Annotated in this window: 15 protein-coding genes; 9 read left to right on the top strand and 6 right to left on the bottom strand. The window is 72.1% G+C overall.

Annotation, left to right across the window (positions count from 1 at the left end; all coding sequences use genetic code 11):
- On the bottom strand, positions 1-960 hold the full coding sequence (gene deoC / locus ABZ794_RS08895; protein WP_210784460.1) for a deoxyribose-phosphate aldolase: 960 nt from the start codon (positions 958-960) through the stop codon (positions 1-3).
- 133 nt (positions 961-1093) lie between these two features.
- Between deoC and upp the strand changes: the two genes are divergently transcribed.
- Entirely contained in the window at positions 1094-1726 is a 633-nt protein-coding gene (gene upp / locus ABZ794_RS08890; protein WP_210784459.1) for a uracil phosphoribosyltransferase, read from the top strand.
- A 72-nt stretch (positions 1727-1798) separates the two neighbouring features.
- Positions 1799-2476, top strand: a complete 678-nt coding sequence (locus ABZ794_RS08885; protein ID WP_357514922.1) for a GPP34 family phosphoprotein — start codon at positions 1799-1801, stop codon at positions 2474-2476.
- A gap of 130 nt (positions 2477-2606) precedes the next feature.
- Here the strand turns inward: ABZ794_RS08885 and ABZ794_RS08880 are convergent, their stop codons facing one another.
- Together ABZ794_RS08880 and ABZ794_RS08875 are read right to left on the bottom strand one after the other, a co-directional pair.
- Positions 2607-4274 (bottom strand): phospho-sugar mutase, encoded by a 1668-nt coding sequence (locus ABZ794_RS08880; RefSeq protein ID WP_357514920.1) that lies wholly within the window; start codon positions 4272-4274, stop codon positions 2607-2609.
- A 48-nt stretch (positions 4275-4322) separates the two neighbouring features.
- A complete protein-coding gene (locus ABZ794_RS08875) occupies positions 4323-6389 on the bottom strand; it encodes a protein kinase (RefSeq protein WP_357514918.1) in 2067 nt (688 codons plus the stop codon).
- 206 nt (positions 6390-6595) lie between these two features.
- Between ABZ794_RS08875 and ABZ794_RS08870 the strand changes: the two genes are divergently transcribed.
- The gene (locus tag ABZ794_RS08870) at positions 6596-8179 is read left to right on the top strand and encodes a methylmalonyl-CoA mutase family protein (protein WP_210784455.1); all 1584 of its coding nucleotides are present in this window, start codon (positions 6596-6598) and stop codon (positions 8177-8179) included.
- A gap of 478 nt (positions 8180-8657) precedes the next feature.
- A complete protein-coding gene (locus ABZ794_RS08865; RefSeq protein ID WP_210784454.1) occupies positions 8658-9917 on the top strand; it encodes an amidohydrolase in 1260 nt (419 codons plus the stop codon).
- On the opposite strand, the gene ABZ794_RS08860 is transcribed toward ABZ794_RS08865, so the two are convergent.
- The gene (locus ABZ794_RS08860) at positions 9874-10836 is read right to left on the bottom strand and encodes a DUF4349 domain-containing protein (RefSeq protein ID WP_210784453.1); all 963 of its coding nucleotides are present in this window, start codon (positions 10834-10836) and stop codon (positions 9874-9876) included. The two genes, ABZ794_RS08865 and ABZ794_RS08860, sit on opposite strands and share 44 nt — an antisense overlap.
- 92 nt (positions 10837-10928) lie before the next feature.
- On the opposite strand from ABZ794_RS08860, the gene ABZ794_RS08855 reads away from it, so the two are divergent.
- From ABZ794_RS08855 to ABZ794_RS08840, 4 genes are all read left to right on the top strand, one after another.
- Complete coding sequence (locus ABZ794_RS08855; protein ID WP_210784452.1) at positions 10929-11561, top strand: MBL fold metallo-hydrolase; 633 nt, start codon at positions 10929-10931, stop codon at positions 11559-11561.
- A 4-nt stretch (positions 11562-11565) separates the two neighbouring features.
- The gene (locus ABZ794_RS08850) at positions 11566-12549 is read left to right on the top strand and encodes a hypothetical protein (RefSeq protein ID WP_210784451.1); all 984 of its coding nucleotides are present in this window, start codon (positions 11566-11568) and stop codon (positions 12547-12549) included.
- Between the two features lie 104 nt (positions 12550-12653).
- Positions 12654-13388, top strand: coding sequence for a hypothetical protein (locus ABZ794_RS08845; protein ID WP_210784450.1), 735 nt, complete (start codon positions 12654-12656; stop codon positions 13386-13388).
- A gap of 62 nt (positions 13389-13450) precedes the next feature.
- The gene (locus ABZ794_RS08840) at positions 13451-14410 is read left to right on the top strand and encodes a GNAT family N-acetyltransferase (protein ID WP_357514916.1); all 960 of its coding nucleotides are present in this window, start codon (positions 13451-13453) and stop codon (positions 14408-14410) included.
- Positions 14411-14485: 75 nt separating this feature from the next.
- Here the strand turns inward: ABZ794_RS08840 and ABZ794_RS08835 are convergent, their stop codons facing one another.
- Positions 14486-14941, bottom strand: a complete 456-nt coding sequence (locus ABZ794_RS08835) for a gamma-glutamylcyclotransferase (protein WP_112588201.1) — start codon at positions 14939-14941, stop codon at positions 14486-14488.
- Between the two features lie 106 nt (positions 14942-15047).
- Between ABZ794_RS08835 and ABZ794_RS08830 the strand changes: the two genes are divergently transcribed.
- On the top strand, positions 15048-16451 hold the full coding sequence (locus ABZ794_RS08830) for an NAD(P)H-quinone dehydrogenase (RefSeq protein ID WP_112588199.1): 1404 nt from the start codon (positions 15048-15050) through the stop codon (positions 16449-16451).
- Here ABZ794_RS08830 and ABZ794_RS08825 read toward each other — a convergent pair.
- Complete coding sequence (locus ABZ794_RS08825; RefSeq protein WP_210784447.1) at positions 16429-17049, bottom strand: DUF998 domain-containing protein; 621 nt, start codon at positions 17047-17049, stop codon at positions 16429-16431. The two genes, ABZ794_RS08830 and ABZ794_RS08825, sit on opposite strands and share 23 nt — an antisense overlap.
- Positions 17050-17135: the final 86 nt, after the last annotated feature.

Genomic DNA, 17135 nt, shown 5'->3' with positions numbered 1-17135 from the left:
TCAGTCCAGGGTGAAGTAGTCGGGACCGGAGTAGGTGCCGGTCGTCAGCTTGGTGCGCTGCATCAGCAGGTCGTTGAGCAGGCTGGACGCGCCGAAGCGGAACCAGTCCGGGTCGAGCCAGTCCGGGCCGACGGTCTCGTTGACCATCACCAGGTACTTGATCGCGTCCTTGGTGGTCTTGATGCCACCGGCGGGCTTCACGCCCACCTGCCGTCCGGTCGCTTCGCGGAAGTCGCGGACCGCTTCCAGCATCACCAGGCTCACCGGCATCGTCGCCGCGATCGGGACCTTGCCGGTGGAGGTCTTGATGAAGTCGCCGCCGGCCAGCATGGCCAGCCAGGAGGCCCGCCGGACGTTGTCGTAGGTGGCCAGTTCGCCGGTCTCCAGGATCACCTTGAGGTGGGCGTCCCCGGAGGCCTCCTTGGTGGCCACGATCTCGTCGTAGACCTCCTTGTAGCGCCCGGCCAGGAACGCACCCCGGTTGATCACCATGTCGATCTCGTCGGCGCCGGCCGCGACGGCGGCCCGGGTGTCGGCCAGCTTGATCTCCAACGGCGCCTGGCCCGACGGGAACGCCGTCGCCACGCTGGCCAGGTGCACGCCACTTCCGCGCAGCACCTCCGCTACGTGGGGGACCATCGCCGGGTAGACGCAGACCGCGCCGACGTGCGGGCAGGACGGGTCGGCCGGGTCCGGACGCAGGGCCTTCGCGGCGAGCGCGCGCACCTTGCCCGGGGTGTCCGCCCCCTCCAGGGTGGTCAGGTCGACCATCCGGATCGCCAGGTCGATCGCCTGGGCCTTGGCGGTGGTCTTGATGGAGCGGGTGCCGAGCTGTGCCGCCCGCTGCTCCGCGCCGACCTGGTCCACGCCGGGCAGGCCGTGCAGGAAGGTCCGCAGAGCGGTCTCGGATCGTCCCAGCTCGGAGAGCTCCGACCGGGCCGACGTCGTTGTCGCCGTCATGCCGGGAAGTCTACGCACCAGACCGCCGAGTGATCTTGCTCACGACCGCTCGACGACGTGCCGACGTGAGCGGCGTCCCTGGTCCGACCGCACCCGCACCGCCGCGCGGTACGGACCGGTAGGTTGAGCGATCGTGGACGTACACGTCATTGACCACCCGCTGGCCCAGTCTCGACTGACCGCCATGCGGGACGCGCGCACCGATTCCTCGACGTTCCGGGCGGCGCTGCACGAACTGACCACCATGCTGGTGTACGAGGCGGCGCGCACCTTCCCCGTCGAGCGGTACCCGGTGCAGACGCCGGTCACCGGCACCGAGGGCACCCGGCTGGCCAACCCGCCGCTGCTGGTCCCGGTGCTGCGCGCCGGGCTGGGCATGGCGGACGCCGCGTTGGGCCTGCTGCCCGAGTCCTCGATGGGTTTCGTGGGCCTGGCCCGTGACGAGGAGACCTACGAGCCCCGCGCGTACATGGAGTCGCTGCCCCGCGACCTGGCCGGGCTGCCGGTGCTGGTGCTGGACCCGATGCTGGCCACCGGTGGTTCGCTGGAGCACTCCTGTCGGCTGCTGGCCGATCGGGGCTGCACCGACATCACAGTGCTCTGTGTGCTCGCCGCCCCGGTCGGCATCGAGCGGCTGGAGCGCTCCGGCCTGCCGTTGCGCCTGGTCACGGCCTCGATCGACGAGGGGCTCAACGACAGCATGTTCATCGTCCCCGGCCTCGGCGACGCCGGCGACCGCCAGTTCGGTGGCATGCCCCGCTTCTGAGGGGACACCCGGTCGGTGCCGGGTCCGGCGGGTCCGTGCGCGGGGTGCGTGGACCCGCTACCGTCTCCGGCCATGACTGGTGTTGCGCTCGCCGAGGAGTTGCTGCTCCTCGCCTACGACGACACGACCGGCAAGGCGACCATGCCACGGATCAGCCTGGACCTGGGCATGGCCGCCGCGGTGCTGGTCGAGCTGGCTCTGGCCGGCCGGATCGCGTACGCCGACGGGTCCCTGACGGTGATCGACCCGACGCCGACCGGCGAGCCGTTCAGCGACGATGTCCTCAGCCGGATCGCCGCCGACACCCCGCACACCCCCGCGTCCTGGGTGCAGCGTCTGCGGCACGGCCTGCGCGACCGGATCCTCGCCGACCTGTGCCGGCAGGGCGTCGTCCGGGACATCGACGAGACCGAGCTGGGCTTCATCCACGTGCACCGTTACCCGGTCGTGGACACCTCCGTCGAGGCGGAGACCCGCCAGCGGATGGCCGAGGCGCTGACCGGCGCGGCAGCCCCGGACGAGCGGACCGCCGCGCTGGCCACCCTGGTCGTGGTGCTCCGGATGGAGTCCGCGCTCGGGGTGAGCGGCGAGGCCGCCGCCGACGCCCGCCGCCGGCTGACGGAGATCGCCACCGGCGCCGGATTCTCCGGCGAGGTGAGCACCGACGACTCGGTGGTCCGCCCGTCGGTCGGCCTGGTCGTCGCCGCCCTGGCCAAGGCCGTCGACCAGGCCCTCGGCCCGCGCCGCTGACCGTCGGGTCGACCCCGCTCGACGTGCCCTTTGCTCTGCACCCGCCCAGGCGCCACCGGCCTACAACTGGATGGCGCTTCCGCGGGTGCAGAGCAAAGGACGGATCTGTCGTGGGTGGGTGCTGCGGGGTTCAGATGCCAAGGGCTGCGCTGACCTCGGCGCGGAGCGCGGCGACGGCCGACGCCGCCCTGCTGCGGGCCGTCCGGACGTCACCCTCCACGACCGGTTCCACCACCTCGAGGTACGCCTTGAGCTTCGGCTCGGTCCCGGACGGGCGGATCACCACCCGGGCCACCGCGGTCCGCAGGATCACCACGTCCGACTCGGGCAGCAGGTCCCGGACGCTGTCCACCGGCTGCCCGAGCAGTGTGGCCGGGGTGGCCGCCCGGATCCGGGCCATCGCGTCGGAGATGACCCGCAGGTCGTCCACCCGGGCGGAAAGTTGGTCGGTGTGGTGTACGCCGAACTCGGCGGCCAGCTCGTCCAGCCGGTCGGTCAGCGTACGACCTCGCGCCTTCAGACCGGCGGCCAACTCGGCCACTGTCAGCGCGGCGGTGATGCCGTCCTTGTCCCGGACGTGTTCCGGGGCGACGCAGTAGCCGAGCGCCTCCTCGTAGCCGAAGACCAGCGGCGCGCTTCCGCCGCCGGCCCGCACGATCCACTTGAAGCCGGTCAGCGTCTCGTCGTAGGGCAGGCCCCGAGCCGCGCACATCGCCCGTAGCAGTGACGACGACACGATGGTGGTGGCGTAGAGCCCGGTCACCCCCCGGCGCATCAGGTGATCGGCGAGCAGGACACCCACCTCGTCGCCCCGCAGCATTCGCCAGCCTTCGCTGACGTCGCGGACGACCACGGCACAACGGTCGGCGTCCGGGTCGTTGGCGATGGCGAGGTCCGCGCCGGTGGAGTCGGCCAGGGCGATCAGCCGGTCCACCGCTCCCGGCTCCTCCGGGTTGGGGAACGACACGGTGGGGAACGCCGGGTCCGGTTCGGCCTGGTCGGGCACCACCCCGGGGGTCGGAAAGCCCGCGCGGGCGAAGGCGGCGGTGAGCACCGCCGCGCCCACCCCGTGCAGCGGGGTGTACGCCACCGTCAGGTCCCGTGGCCCGTCCGGGTCGATCACCGCGGTGGCCCGTTCGACGTATGAGGCGACCAGGTCGTCGCCGAGCACCTGACCGGGCTCGCCCAACGGCACCTGGGCCAGCGGCCCGACCGATCGGATGGCGGCCTCGATACCGGCGTCGACGGGCGGCACGATCTGCGCGCCGGCGCCCAACTCGCCGCCCAGCTCCGCGCCGAGGTAGACCTTGTAGCCGTTGTCCTGCGGCGGGTTGTGGCTGGCCGTGACCATCACTCCGGCGACACCGCCGAGGTGTCGCACGGCGTACGCCAGCACCGGGGTGGGCAGCGGGCTGGGCAGCAGCAGCGCCGGGCGGCCAGCGCCGGTGGCCACCTGGGCGGTGCGCTCGGCGAACTGTCGGGAGCCGTGCCGGGCGTCGTACCCGATCACCAGCGGGCCGGTGCCACCCTGGGCCGCGAGCCAGGTGACCAGGCCGGCAGCGGCCTGGGTGACCACTGCGAGGTTCATGCCGTTCGGGCCGGCGCGCAGCGGGCCGCGTAGGCCCGCCGTGCCGAAGGTCAACGGGCCGGCGAACCGGTCGGCCAGCTCCGGGGCGCTCGCCGGAAGCCCGTCGAGCACCGCCGTCAGCTCGTCCCGGCTGGCCGGGTCGGGGTCGTCGGCCAGCCAACGCCGGGCTTGCTCGCGAATGTCGTCGATGTCAGTGGTGTCCGCCGCCATGCCCCTTGATAGCACGGCGACGGATCATCCCTGTGGGTTCCCTCCGGCTCAGCCGTTCCCGGTGAGCTGGAACGTCCGTGTCATCTCGTCGAAGATCGGCTTGCTCTCCGCGAACTTGGCGTCCGTGGCGGTGAGGTAGAACGAGTACGCCTTGCCGTCCTGGGCGACGCCCCGCCAGACGCCGTGCCGCATCGCGTCACCCGCGCCGCAGGTGTACTCGAATTCGGCTGCCGGCTTGCTGGCCAGTTCGGTCTCGGTGGAGGAGACCTGGTTGTACGGCTTGACGCAGGAGGTGCTCCGGGTCTTGAGGCCGTTCTCGGCCGTCTCGGCCCACCGGACGGAGCTGCTGCTCCACTTCTCGGTGATGATGCGGACCTTGCGGCCGCTGTCCGCCGGGTCGATGTAGTCGGTGTACGAGCCGCCGGTGGCCTTCTTCCAGCCCTTCGGCACCATGACCTGGATCCCGCGGGCCGTGTGCTCCTGCATCTCGACAGTGGGGGCCGCCGGGGCGGACGTGGTGGGCTGCGCGGCCGGGGTGCTCGGCGGGGCGTCCTCGCCGCCGGAGAGCGCCACCGCGGTGATCAGCAGCACGACGACCAGCCCGCCGGCCGCGGCGAGCTGCACCTTGCGCGGCCAGCCCTTGACAGTGGTGACGAGCTGACCACCGGTGGCCCGGACCTTGTCCAGCGCGCTGCCGCCCGAAGCGGCGGGCGTGGTGGCCCAGGGCTGGCCGGTGCCCGGCACCGACCACTGGTTGCCGCCGCCGTAGGTGCCGCCGACGCGCTGGGTGGCCTCCGGTGCCGCGCCGCCGTACCCGACCTGCTGGGTGGCATCGGCCGGGCTGCCGTAGCTGACCCGCTGGGTGGCGTCGGGGTGCCCGCCGGCGTCCACCCGCTGGGTGGCGTCCGCGTTGCCGCCGTAGGTGCGCCCGGCCGCCGGTCGGCCGGGAGTCGGCATCGCGCCGGTCGGCGTGTGCAGCGGACCGGCCAACGCGTCGGCGCTGGTCTCGTCGAGCCCACCGGTGGTGCCGGCCGCGCGAGCTGCCGGCGGGCGCTCGCCCCGGCGCAGCGAGGCCAGCCGGTCGGTCAGGGACTCACCCGGGGCCAGCATCGCCGGGCCACCGATCTGGCTGTCCGGCTTCGGCTGCGGCTGAGCCGGCGGGAGGACGGGAATGGGGCGCTGCTGCACCGGCACCACGGCGTACGGGTCGGTGACCGAGTGCACGGCCGTCGCCGTGCTGCCCAGCGGGCCGGCGAGCAACTCGCGCAGCATGGCCCGGGAGGTGTGCACGTCGAGTCGGCGCGCCGGGTCCTTCTCGAGCAGACCCATCAACACCCGGGTCAGCGGGCCGCTGCGCTGCGGTGGGGCGGGCGGGTCCTCCACCACGGCGTGCATGGTCTCGATCGGGTCGCCCTTGTCGAACGGGGGCCGCCCCTCGACCGCGGTGTAGAGCGTCACACCCAGCGAGAAGAGGTCACTGGGCGGGCCGAACTCCTGGCCCATGGCCCGCTCGGGTGAGATGAAGTGCGGCGACCCGAGCACCATGCCGGGGGTGGTGAGCTGCACGTCGGTGGGCATCCGGGCGACCCCGAAGTCGGTCAGCACGCAGCGCCCGTCGGTGCAGATCAGCACGTTTGCGGGCTTGACGTCGCGGTGCAGCACGCCGATCGCGTGCGCGACCTCCAACGCGCCGAGCAGTGCGATGCCGATCTTGGCGACGGCGCGGGGCGCGACCGGCCCGTCCTCGATCACCATGTCGGCGAGGCTGCGGGCGTCCAGCAGCTCCATCACGATCCACGGCCGGCCGGCCTCGGTGACCACGTCGTACACCTGCACCACAGCGGGGTGCTGGATGGCGGCGGCGGCGCGGGCCTCGCGCAGGGTGCGTTCGTACATCGCGTCGCGGTCACTGGGGGCCAGCCCCGGGGGCAGGACGACCTCCTTCACCGCCACGTCACGGCGCAGCAGGGTGTCTGTGGCGCGCCACACCGTGCCCATGCCGCCGTTGCCCACCGAGGACCGCAGCGAGTACCGGCCACCAATGGTGGTGCCGGGCGCCGCTCGTCCATTGGCGGGACTAACTGGTCCGCCGCTCCACGTCGGGATCTGAGTCACAGAAAAGCCACCGGGGGAAATCGAGGGGGGCTGGGACACAACCCCCCTATCTTGCTGGTTCCGACGCCCGATGCGAAAGCCGACGCGGCGGACGTTTATCGAAGTCGACAGAACGTGCCCTGTCGTTCACGTGGTGTCGACCGGTCGGGACGCACTGTGCGGTATCCCTCACCCGACCACGTGGCCAGGCGTCCTACCATCCGGGGATGAACCAACGGCGGTCAAGTGAGTCCGGTTTCCAGATCAACGGCGTCTACACGGAGGCCGACCTTCCGGAGGACCTGGACTCCCGGCTCGGCAGCCCGGGCGAGTTCCCGTACACCCGGGGTGTCTACCCCACCATGTACACCTCCCGCCCGTGGACCATGCGCCAGTACGCCGGCTTCGGCACCGCCACCGAGTCCAACGCGCGGTACCACCAGTTGTTGCGGGCCGGCACGATGGGCCTCTCGGTCGCGTTCGACCTGCCGACGCAGATGGGCTACGACTCGGACGAGCCGATCGCGCACGGCGAGGTCGGCAAGGTGGGTGTCGCCATCGACTCCATCGAGGACATGCGGCTGCTCTTCGCCGACATCCCACTGGACAAGGTGTCCACCTCGATGACCATCAACGCGCCCGGCTCGGTGCTGCTGTTGCTCTACCAACTCGTCGCCGAGGAGAACGGGGTGCCGGGCACGGCGCTCAACGGCACCATCCAGAACGACATCCTCAAGGAGTACATCGCCCGGGGGACGTACATCTTCCCGCCGAAGCCGTCGCTGCGCCTGGTGGCCGACACGTTCGCGTACTGCCGCAGCGAGGTGCCGAAGTGGAACACCATCTCCATCTCCGGCTACCACATGGCGGAGGCCGGCGCGACGCCCGCGCAGGAGATCGCGTTCACGCTGGCCAACGGGGTGGAGTACGTACGGGCGGCGCTGGCCGCCGGGCTCGCCGTCGACGACTTCGCGCCCCGGCTGTCGTTCTTCTTCGTGGCCCGCACCACGCTGCTGGAGGAGGTGGCGAAGTTCCGTGCCGCCCGGCGGATCTGGGCCCGGCTGATGCGGGACGACTTCGGCGCCAAGGATCCGAAGTCGATGATGCTGCGGTTCCACACCCAGACCGCTGGCGTGCAGCTCACCGCCCAGCAGCCGGAGGTGAACCTGGTTCGGGTGGCGGTGCAGGGTCTGGGTGCCGTGCTCGGCGGCACCCAGTCGCTGCACACCAACAGCTTCGACGAGGCGATCGCGCTGCCCACCGAGAAGGCCGCCCGGCTCGCGCTGCGTACCCAGCAGGTGCTTGCCTACGAGACGGACCTGACCGCCACCGTCGACCCGTTCGCGGGGTCGTACGTGGTGGAGGCGATGACCGCCGAGATCGAGGCCGCCGCCGTCGAGTTGATGGAGCGGGTGGCCGACCACGGCTCGGCGGTGGACGCGATCGAGGCCGGGTTCCAGAAGCGGGAGATCGAGCAGTCCGCGTACCGGATCGCCCAGGAGATCGACTCGGGGGAACGGGTGGTGGTCGGGCTCAACCGGTTCACCGTGGACGAGGAGGAGCCGTACGAGCCGCTGCGGGTCGACCCGACGATCGAGGCGGCCCAGGCCGACCGGCTGGCCCGGCTGCGCTCCGAGCGGGACGCCGACGTGGTCACGCGGGCGCTCGCCGATCTTCGGGCCGCCGCCGAGGGTACGGAGAACGTGTTGTACCCGATGAAGGAGGCGTTGCGGGCCCACGCGACTGTGGGTGAGGTCTGTGGGACGTTGCGTGAGGTGTGGGGGTTGTACCGACCCACCGACCGATTCTGAGCGCCGGCCGCGACTGCGGCTGAGCGCCCGGCCGCCACTGCGGCCTCGGAGCGCGGTGTGTCCGGTGCTCTCAGCGGGTATCCGGTCGCTTGAGTCGGGACGCACACCGTGTGCGCCCACGGTGGGTGGCTGCGTGTGAGCGTCCTTATCCGGCTCGTTGCGGTGTGTGGTCGGCTAATTGTCGGAGTGTCAGTTCATCACCCCGACTAATGCGACAATTTGGCAACGGGTTCCGACTGGCGCCGGGATTCGTGACCGCCGCGATCGGTTACGCGTTGTAGGAGGTGAGGGGCTGATGACGGCGTTTGACCGTGATCTACCTGCTGTCCCCCGCCTTGACGAGCGTCCCCAGCAGGGCATACGTGACTCTGCGCGGTCCGATCATTACCGTAACGAGGTTGCGCAGCGTCACCGTCGGAGGTCTAGGCTGTCTGCTGTCCCCGATGATCCATCCATTCCTAGTGATCGAGAATTCGACGTGACGAGTGCGTTGACGCTGCCCACAGGCGGCCAGCTGGCGTCGTCCTGGCCGGAGACGCCACCGGGATCCCAGCCCCTGCCCCGCGAGCTGGACCACCTTCTCGCGCTCCGGGTACCGGGGCTGATCGCTACGCGCCGTCACCTCCACTCGCACCCGGAGCTTTCCGGCAACGAGTTCGAGACGGCCGCGCTGATCGCCCGGGAGCTGTCGCTGGCCGGGCTGAACCCGCGCCTGCTGCCCAAGGGCAACGGCGTGATCTGCGACGTCAACGGCAGGCCGGACGGCCCGGTCGTGGCGCTGCGCGCCGACATCGACGCCTTGCCGCTGGACGATCCCAAGGACGTCCCGTACCGGTCGACGGTGGAGGGCGTCTGCCACGCCTGCGGGCACGACGTGCACACCTCGGTCCTGCTCGGCGTCGGCATGCTGCTGGCCCAACTCGCCGACCTCGGTGAGCTGGACGGTCGGGTCCGGCTCATCTTCCAGCCGGCCGAGGAGATCCTGCCCTGCGGTTCGCTGGAGGTCATCGAGGCCGGCGGCCTGGACGACGTGGTGCAGATCTTCGCGCTGCACTGCGACCCGAACCTGCCGGTGGGCCAGGTCGGCCTGCGGGTCGGCCCGATCACCGCAGCCGCCGACAACGTGACCGTCCGACTCTCCGGCCCGGGCGGGCACACCGCCCGCCCGCACCTGACCGTCGACATGGTCGACGCGCTCGGTCGGCTGATCACCGAGGTGCCGGCCCTGGTCAGTCGCCGGGTGCCGGCCAACAGCGGCCTGCTGCTGGTCTTCGGCCACGCCTCGGCCGGCACCCGCTACAACGTCATCCCGTCCGAGGCGAGCGCGTCCGGCACCCTCCGGGTGATGGACCGCGACACCTGGGAGCAGGCTCCCAAGATCGTCGCTCAGGTGGTGCGGGACGTGATCGCGCCGACCGGTGCCACTGTCGACCTGGAATACCTGCGCGGCCGGCCGCCGGTGTGCAACGACGCCCGCGCCATCCAGGTGCTGACCGCCGCCACCGCCGCCGCCCTCGGCCCGGACGGGATCGCCGAGACACCGCAGAGCATGGGCGGCGAGGACTTCTCCTGGTACCTGGAGTACGTCCCCGGCGCCCTCGCCCGGCTCGGCGTGGGTCGCTCCGGCCCCAACGTCGACCTGCACCGGGCGAGCTTCGACGTGGACGAGCGGTCCATCGCGGTCGGCGTCCGCGTCATGGTGCAGACCGCGTTGCGGGCACTGGCGGCGGCGCGCTGACCGGCGCGACCAGAGCCGGGGACTTGCGCCGTCGGCGCAGCACTACCAGCAGCGCCACCAGCGGTACGCCCAGCGCCACCAGCCACGGCAGCAACGCGCCCAGCACCGTGAGCAGGACGGTCATCGAGACGACGAACGCCTTCCAGCCGCCCTTGAGCCCGACCAGGAAGCCGGTCTCGGCCTCTTCCTCGGTGTCCTTCGCCGCCGGCCCGGCCAGCGACACGGTGATCGTGGAGAGGGCGGTCAGGTCGGCCAGGCGCCGCTTCTTGGCCTCCAGCGAGGCCAGGTCGGCCTCCCGGCGACCCAACTCGTTCTCCAGCGACACCAGGTCGGTGATCGAGGTGGCCCGGGACAGCAATCGGCGGGCGCTCTCCACCCGGGCCCGCTGACTGGTGATCCGGGCCTCCAGGTCGACTGTCTCCTCGGTGACGTCCTGAGTGTCGATCTGCCGGCTCTGCTGCCGACCGAGCTTCGCAATCTCCTCCACCACGCCGGTGAACTTCGCCGCCGGCACCCGCAGCTCCAACTCCGCCACCGCGTCGGCGTCGGCACTACGCCGCTGGTCGCCGCCGACGAAGCCGCCGGCCTGGCTGGCTACGGCGGTGGCCTCGCGGGCGGCGGAGTCCACATCGTCCACCTGCACCCGCATCCTTCCGGTGTAGATGATCGCCCGCTGGTCGACCCGTAGGTCCGGTGCGCCCGCACCGGCCCCCTCCGGCGCGCCCGCGGCGGCGTCCCGGCCCGCCTCGCCGCCGTTGGCCGCTGGCGCCTCGGCCGCCGTGCCCGCGCTGTCCTGCGCCCCGCTGTCGCCGGCACCGCACCCCGTCAGCGCCAGGGCCGCCGCCAGTGTCGTCGCCGCCAGCAGCGCACTGCGGCGTCGTCCCACCTGTCCGTCCATCCCCGCTCCCATCGTCGTCAACCGTGTGGCGATAGCTCGGACGCGACGCGCACACCGGCTGGTTCCGGCAGACTGCGCTGAGGACGTCACGATTCGATAATCGAGGAGTCACGATGCGGCTCACCAAGTACGCCCACTCCTGCCTCCGGGTGGAACACGACGGGGGCGTGCTCGTCGTCGACCCCGGGGTGTTCGGTGACGCCGCGGAGGCGCTGGATGGTGCGGACGCGGTGCTGATCACTCACGAACACCCCGACCACCTCGATCTGGAAGCGCTGCGCCTCCAACTCGACCGACAGCCGTTCCCGATCCACGGGCCCGCCTCGCTCGGCGAGCCCCTGGGCGACGCGGCCGACGTGCTGCGCCCGGTCGACGTCGGCGAGTCGTTCACCGCCGCCGGGGTCGCGGTGCGCGCGTACGGCGGGCGGCACGCCGTGATCCACCCGGACATCCCGGTGATCGACAACCTCGGTTACCTGATCAACGACGTGGTCTACCACCCGGGAGACTCCCTCGTGGTGCCCGACGAGACACCCGTCGACACGCTCTTCGCGCCGATCCACGCGCCCTGGTCGAAGTTCTCCCAGGTGGTCGACTTCATCCGCGCGGTCGCACCGCGGCGCACGTACGCCCTGCACGACGCGTTGCTCAACGACAACGGGCTGGACATGCTCGACCGGCAGTACGCAGCGCTGTCCGGCACCGAATACCAGCGACTGGAGCCCGGTAGCCGGGTGGACGTCTGACCCGATGCCCGGCCTCTCCGCGGAGCTGGTGCAGCAGCTCTACCGCACCCCACCGGACCGTTTCGTGGCCGCCCGGGACGCCGCCGTGGCCGAGGCCCGCCGGGCCGGCGACCCGGCCACCGCCCGGCAACTGGCCCGGCTGCGTCGCCCGACACTGTCCGCCTGGTTGGTGAACCTGCTCGCCATCCGACGCCCGGAGCTGGTCGCCGATCTGGTGCAGCTCGCCGACGCCCTGCGAGTCGCCCAGCGGGAGTTGCGTGGGCCCCGACTACGGGAGCTGTCCGCGCAGCGCCGGGCGGTGGTCGGCGCCCTGGTCGCCGAGGTTCGCAAGCTCGCCGCGGCCGAGCCGGACGCGCCACCGGCGAGCCGGCTGCCCCTGGCCGAGGTGGAGGCGACGCTGAACGCGGCGTTCTCCGACGTCGAAGTCGCCGAGCAGGTGCGGGCGGGCCGCCTGCTGCGGGCGGCCAGCTACGCCGGCTTCGGTGAGGTGCCACGGCCGCAACTGCGGCTGGTCACCGACGATGACGAGGAGCGCGAAGAGGAGCGCCCGGCCCGCCGACCCGGCCCCCAACGGGGCCGTCCCGAGGCGGCACCCCGTACGGACCGGGCGGCCGAGCGTGCCGAGCAGGCCGAACGAGCCGCACAGCGGGCGGCCCGAGCCGAGCGGGCCCGACAGCGCCGCGCCCTGGACCGGGAGTTGGCGAAGGCCCAGGCCGACCAGGAGCGGGCCGAGACCGAGCTGACCGAGGCGACCGGGCTGGAGCGCGACGGTGCGGCCGTACTCGATCGCCTTGAGGCCGAGCTGGCCGAGCTGGAGCGGCGGCGCGCGGTCGCCGAACAGGACCTCAGCCGGGCCAAGCTGGCCCGGCGTGCCGCCGAGCGGGCGGTCACAGTGGCCCGGCGGCGCGCCGGTGAGGTCGAGGCGGCGGTCGAGGCACTGGCGGCCGAAGAGGGGAATGCGGACGCGGGCGGTGGCGCGGCAGACTGACCATCGATGGACGACGACGAGTGTGCGGGCCGTACACGGCGAGTGGCACCGGGTTCGGGCGTGGTCGTGGTCGCCCGGTCGAGTTGCCCGAGCGGGGCGGCGCGGTGACTCCGGAGCAGGTCGCGGCCGCCAGTAAGCCCGTCGTGCTCGACCTGGGCGACGCCTTCAGCCGGGACCCGACCACGTTGCGCCGGGCCCGACTGCTCGGCATCTCCGGCTGGGCCTTCTACATCAGCGGCCGGGCCGGCGCGCTCGGCGGTGTGCGGGCCGAGACGGCCGCCGCAGCCCTCGGATTCATCGCCCCGGACGCGGTCGCCGACGGCTGGGACGCCGCCGCCCGGGTCGTCCCGCCGTTCGAGGTGGCCGCCGCGAGCCTCGCCGAATGCTGCCGGTGGGGGGCGCAGCAGCTCGGCCCCCTGCCAGGCACCGAGCGCCTGTCGGCGCTCGTCGAGCGGGCCGTGGTGGCGGCGGAGGCCAGTGGGATGCCGCTCTTCGCCGCGTGGCGGGCCATGCCGCTTCCGGATCTCTCGCCCGGGGCTCGCAGCGCCGCCGGGCTGCGGCTGCTCCGCGAACACTTCACCGGTGCCTACCTGCTGGCGGTACGCGCCGCCGGGATGACCCCGCTGGAGGCCGTGCTGGCCGGGCCGGAGGGCGAGGCCGGGGCGGTGGCCTGTGGCTGGTCGCCGCCGTACCCGCCGATCGGGCCGCTGGTGCGCCGCCGACTCTGGGCGGAGGCGGTGACCAACCGGCTGGCCGCGCCGGCGTTCACTGCCCTCGGGCCCGCCGACGGCGCGGAGTTGGTGGAGTTGCTGCACCGCACCCGGGCCGACCTCGGCTGAGCTTCCCGTCGGCCGGAAAAATGGGCGGCGCCGGAGCGGATCGGCTGCCAGGATGTCCTGCCGTGACCCTTCCCGCTGGTTGGATGACGCGCCGACCCACCCTCGACGACGTGCCGGCGATCCTCGCGGTGGTGCACGCCGCCGACACCTTCGCCCTCGGCCATCCCGACTTCGACGCCGAGGACGTCGTGGCGTCGCTGACCGCCCCCCACTTCGATTCGACCCGGGACTCCTGGCTGGCCATCGACCCGGACGACACGGTGGTCGGCTGGGCGACCGTGGACAACCCGACCGCTGTGGGCCGGGAGTTCGTGGAGGTCTACGTCGATCCGGTACGGGCCGCCGTCGTCCGCGCGCCGTTGCTGCTCCGCCAACTGGACCGGGTCGCCGAGCGCGCCGCCGAGCGGGGGCTGCCATCGCTCACCGTCCGTTGCGCGGTCTTCGCGCCGGAACGCGACTGGGAACGAACCCTGCGCGAGGTCGGGTTCACCCTCGTAAAGAGGTACGTCCGGATGAGCGGGCCGCTGGACGACCTGCCCGACGAGCCGGCCGGTCCATCGGCAGTGACGGTGCGGCAGGTCCGCCCGGACGACGAGGCCGACCTGCGGGAGTTCCACCGGATCACCGATACCGCCTTCGCCGACACCGCCGATCACGAGCCGCTGTCGTACGAGCGGTGGCGGGCCCGGATCGGTGACCTGACCGCCTGGGACGAGTGGTTCGTCGCCGAGGTGGACGGGGTGCCGGTCGGCGCGTTGCGGTCCTCGGACCAGGCGGTCGACCAGCAGCAGGGCTGGGTGAAGAGTTTGTCGGTGCTGTCCGCGTACCGGCGCAGGGGTGTGGGTGCGGCGTTGCTGCGCCGCGCCTTCGCCCGCTACGCCGAGAAGGGGCGGCGGACGGTCGGCCTGGGCGTCGACCTCACCAACCCGACCGCCCCGCTGTCGCTGTACGAGTCGGTGGGCCTGCGGGAAACCCTGTGGGCCGACATGTACGAGCTTTCCGTTCCGGCGGCCGGTGTGTGATTGACGACCCCGGCCCGGCCCGCCCGGCGCTCCGCTCGACAGCGGTAGCACACTGGAGGGGTGCGATACGCGCTGCTACGCCGAGGCGGTGCCGGTGGGGCGGGCCCGCAACTCGGTGACGTAGTCGTCCGGGGCGCCCGCCTTCTCGGCGGCGTTCGCGATCTCCGACAGATACCACGAGGTCGGCAGGCCACCCTCGTACCCGTTGAAGACGTAGATCCACGCGGTCACGTCGCCGTCGAGGGTGGAGACCCGCACGTGCAGCTTGCGGTACGTGCCGGCGGTCACCCCCTCGATCTCGTCGAGCTGGCCCGCGTCGTACGGGTGGATGTCGTAGAGCGCCACGAAGACCCGGTCACCGGGAGACTCGACCAGGGTGCTCACCGCACCCTCCCAGCCGATCACGTCGGCCCCGGCGAAGGTCAGCCGCCAGCCCTCCAGCCAGCCGGTGCCCACCATCGGCGAATGCGGACAGTAGGCGCGCATCCGGGCGGGATCGAGATTTGAGCCGTAGGCGGCGTGATGACGCACGGCGATGACGATAGCCCGGCCGACGGGTGGGGGAGAATACGACAGTGCGTGTCGAATGCGCTCGGGAGAAGAAAGTCACTGTGACCATGGACGAAGGGCGAACGCTGTGAGCCGGATCGTGATCATCGGCGGGGGGCCGGCCGGGTACGAGGCGGCACTGGTCGCCGCCCAGCTGGACGCCGATGTCACAGTGGTGGAGGCCGACGGTGCCGGCGGTGCCTGCGTGCTTTCCGACTGCGTACCTTCGAAGACCTTCATCGCCAGCTCGGGGGTGGTCACCGGCTACCGGGACACCGAGGAGTTCGGGGTGCACTCGGACGGCCTGGAGGCGGTCACCGTCGACGCGCGGGCGGTGCACGGGCGGGTCAAGCGGCTGGCCCTGGCGCAGTCCGCGGACATCCACGCCAAGCTGCTGAAGGCGGGGGTCACCTTCGTGGCCGGCACCGCCCGGCTCGGCGAGGACTCCCTCGGGCACACCCACCGGGTCGTCGTCACCCCCGCCGACGGCGGCGAGGAGTACTCGATCGACGCGTCCACCGTGCTGGTGGCCACCGGCTCGACGCCCCGCCAGCTGCCCACCGCCGTACCGGACGGTGAGCGCATCCTGACCTGGCGACAGGTGTACGACCTGCCGGAGCTGCCCGAGCACCTGATCGTGGTCGGGTCCGGCGTGACCGGCGCGGAGTTCGCCAGCGCGTACCTGGCGATGGGCGTCGAGGTGACGCTGGTCTCCAGCCGGGACCGGGTGATGCCGCACGAGGACGCCGACGCCGCCTCCGCCATCGAACGGGTGTTCCGCAACCGGGGCATGGAGATCCTCAACAACTCCCGGGCCGACGCGGTCCGGCGTACCGCCGACGGCGTCGAGGTCGAGCTCTCCGACGGCCGCAAGGTGACCGGCTCACATGCGCTGATCACCGTCGGTTCGATCCCGAACACCGCCAACCTGGGTCTGACCGAGTACGGGGTGGAGCTGGGCCGGGGCGGCTACCTGACGGTCGACCGGGCCTCCCGGACCAACGTGCCCGGCATCTACGCCGCCGGCGACTGCACCGGCGTGCTGCTGCTGGCCAGCGTCGCCGCCATGCAGGGCCGGATCGCCATGTGGCACGCCCTCGGCGAGGCGGTCCGCCCACTGCGGCTGCGTACCGTCGCGGCGAACGTCTTCACCGACCCGGAGCTGGCCACGGTGGGTGTCTCGCAGGACGAGGTGGACGCGGGCAAGGTGCCGGCCCGGCAGGTGATGCTGCCGCTGTCCGGCAACGCCCGGGCCAAGATGGACGACCTCTCCGACGGTTTCGTGAAGCTGTTCTGCCGTCCCGCCAGCGGTCAGGTGATCGGCGGTGTGGTGGTCGCTCCGAAGGCCAGCGAGCTGATCCTGCCCATCACCATGGCGGTGGAGAACAACCTCACGGTCAACGAGCTGGCCCAGACGATCACCATCTACCCGTCGCTGTCCGGTTCCATCACCGAGGCGGCCCGTCAGCTCATGCTGCACGAGCTGGAGTGACGGGCCGGGCTTGGATCAGCGCCACGGTGGCCAGGACCGCTACCTCGGTGAGGATCAGGAGGCGTTCGGCCAGGCCGATGAGCATCCGGTCGCCGGGGTAGGCGGACCAGATCATCGCCGCCGCCAGGGCCAGGCTCAGCAGGACCAGGGTGCGTAGCGTCCGGGCGGCGGGCGTCAGGTCAGGTCGGCGGGCGAGCAGCCAACCGGCCGCCGGCAACGCCAGGAAGGCGATCACCGACGCGTACCGGTGCAGGTAGGCCGCGGTGGTCATGGCGGTGCCCGGCTCGTTCGTCGGCACCAAGGCGGCCAGCAGCAGCCCACCCACCCACGCGCCGAGCAGCAGCTCGGCCGTTCGACCGGAACGCGGTCGGGGTGGGCTGGCGCGGCGTAGTCCGTACAGCAACGCCACGGTGGCGAGCGCGAGCACCACCATGGCGACGTCGATGACGCCGCCCCGGTCGGAGACCGCGAAGTCGCTGATGGTCAACGCCCACGGGTTGAGGTCGTCGTTGACTTCGAGGTGGCCGATCACGGTGAGCAGCGCCGCCAGGGCGATCCCGCCCAGGGCCAGCAGGCCGGTACTCCGGGTAACAGGCATGCCTCAGCCTGTCGCCGCAGACACCCCACCCGAATCCGGGATGCCCACGGAAATCGCCCCCCGGGACCACCCCTAGAGGCCTTCCG

The organism is Micromonospora sp. NPDC047187, assembly GCF_040643355.1.
Lineage (GTDB): Bacteria > Actinomycetota > Actinomycetes > Mycobacteriales > Micromonosporaceae > Micromonospora > Micromonospora salmantinae.
The sequence above is the reverse complement of the archived record's forward strand: the minus strand, read 5'-3'. Positions and strand labels throughout refer to the sequence as shown.

What these genes read in the sequence shown, in the direction of transcription:
- ABZ794_RS08855 (WP_210784452.1), top strand. Translation starts at nt 10,929, where the DNA reads ATGCGGCTCACCAAGTACGCCCACTCCTGCCTCCGGGTGGAACACGAC.
- ABZ794_RS08825 (WP_210784447.1), bottom strand. Translation starts at nt 17,049, where the DNA reads ATGCCTGTTACCCGGAGTACCGGCCTGCTGGCCCTGGGCGGGATCGCC.
- ABZ794_RS08880 (WP_357514920.1), bottom strand. Translation starts at nt 4,274, where the DNA reads ATGGCGGCGGACACCACTGACATCGACGACATTCGCGAGCAAGCCCGG.
- ABZ794_RS08870 (WP_210784455.1), top strand. Translation starts at nt 6,596, where the DNA reads ATGAACCAACGGCGGTCAAGTGAGTCCGGTTTCCAGATCAACGGCGTC.
- ABZ794_RS08885 (WP_357514922.1), top strand. Translation starts at nt 1,799, where the DNA reads ATGACTGGTGTTGCGCTCGCCGAGGAGTTGCTGCTCCTCGCCTACGAC.
- ABZ794_RS08850 (WP_210784451.1), top strand. Translation starts at nt 11,566, where the DNA reads ATGCCCGGCCTCTCCGCGGAGCTGGTGCAGCAGCTCTACCGCACCCCA.
- deoC (WP_210784460.1), bottom strand. Translation starts at nt 960, where the DNA reads ATGACGGCGACAACGACGTCGGCCCGGTCGGAGCTCTCCGAGCTGGGA.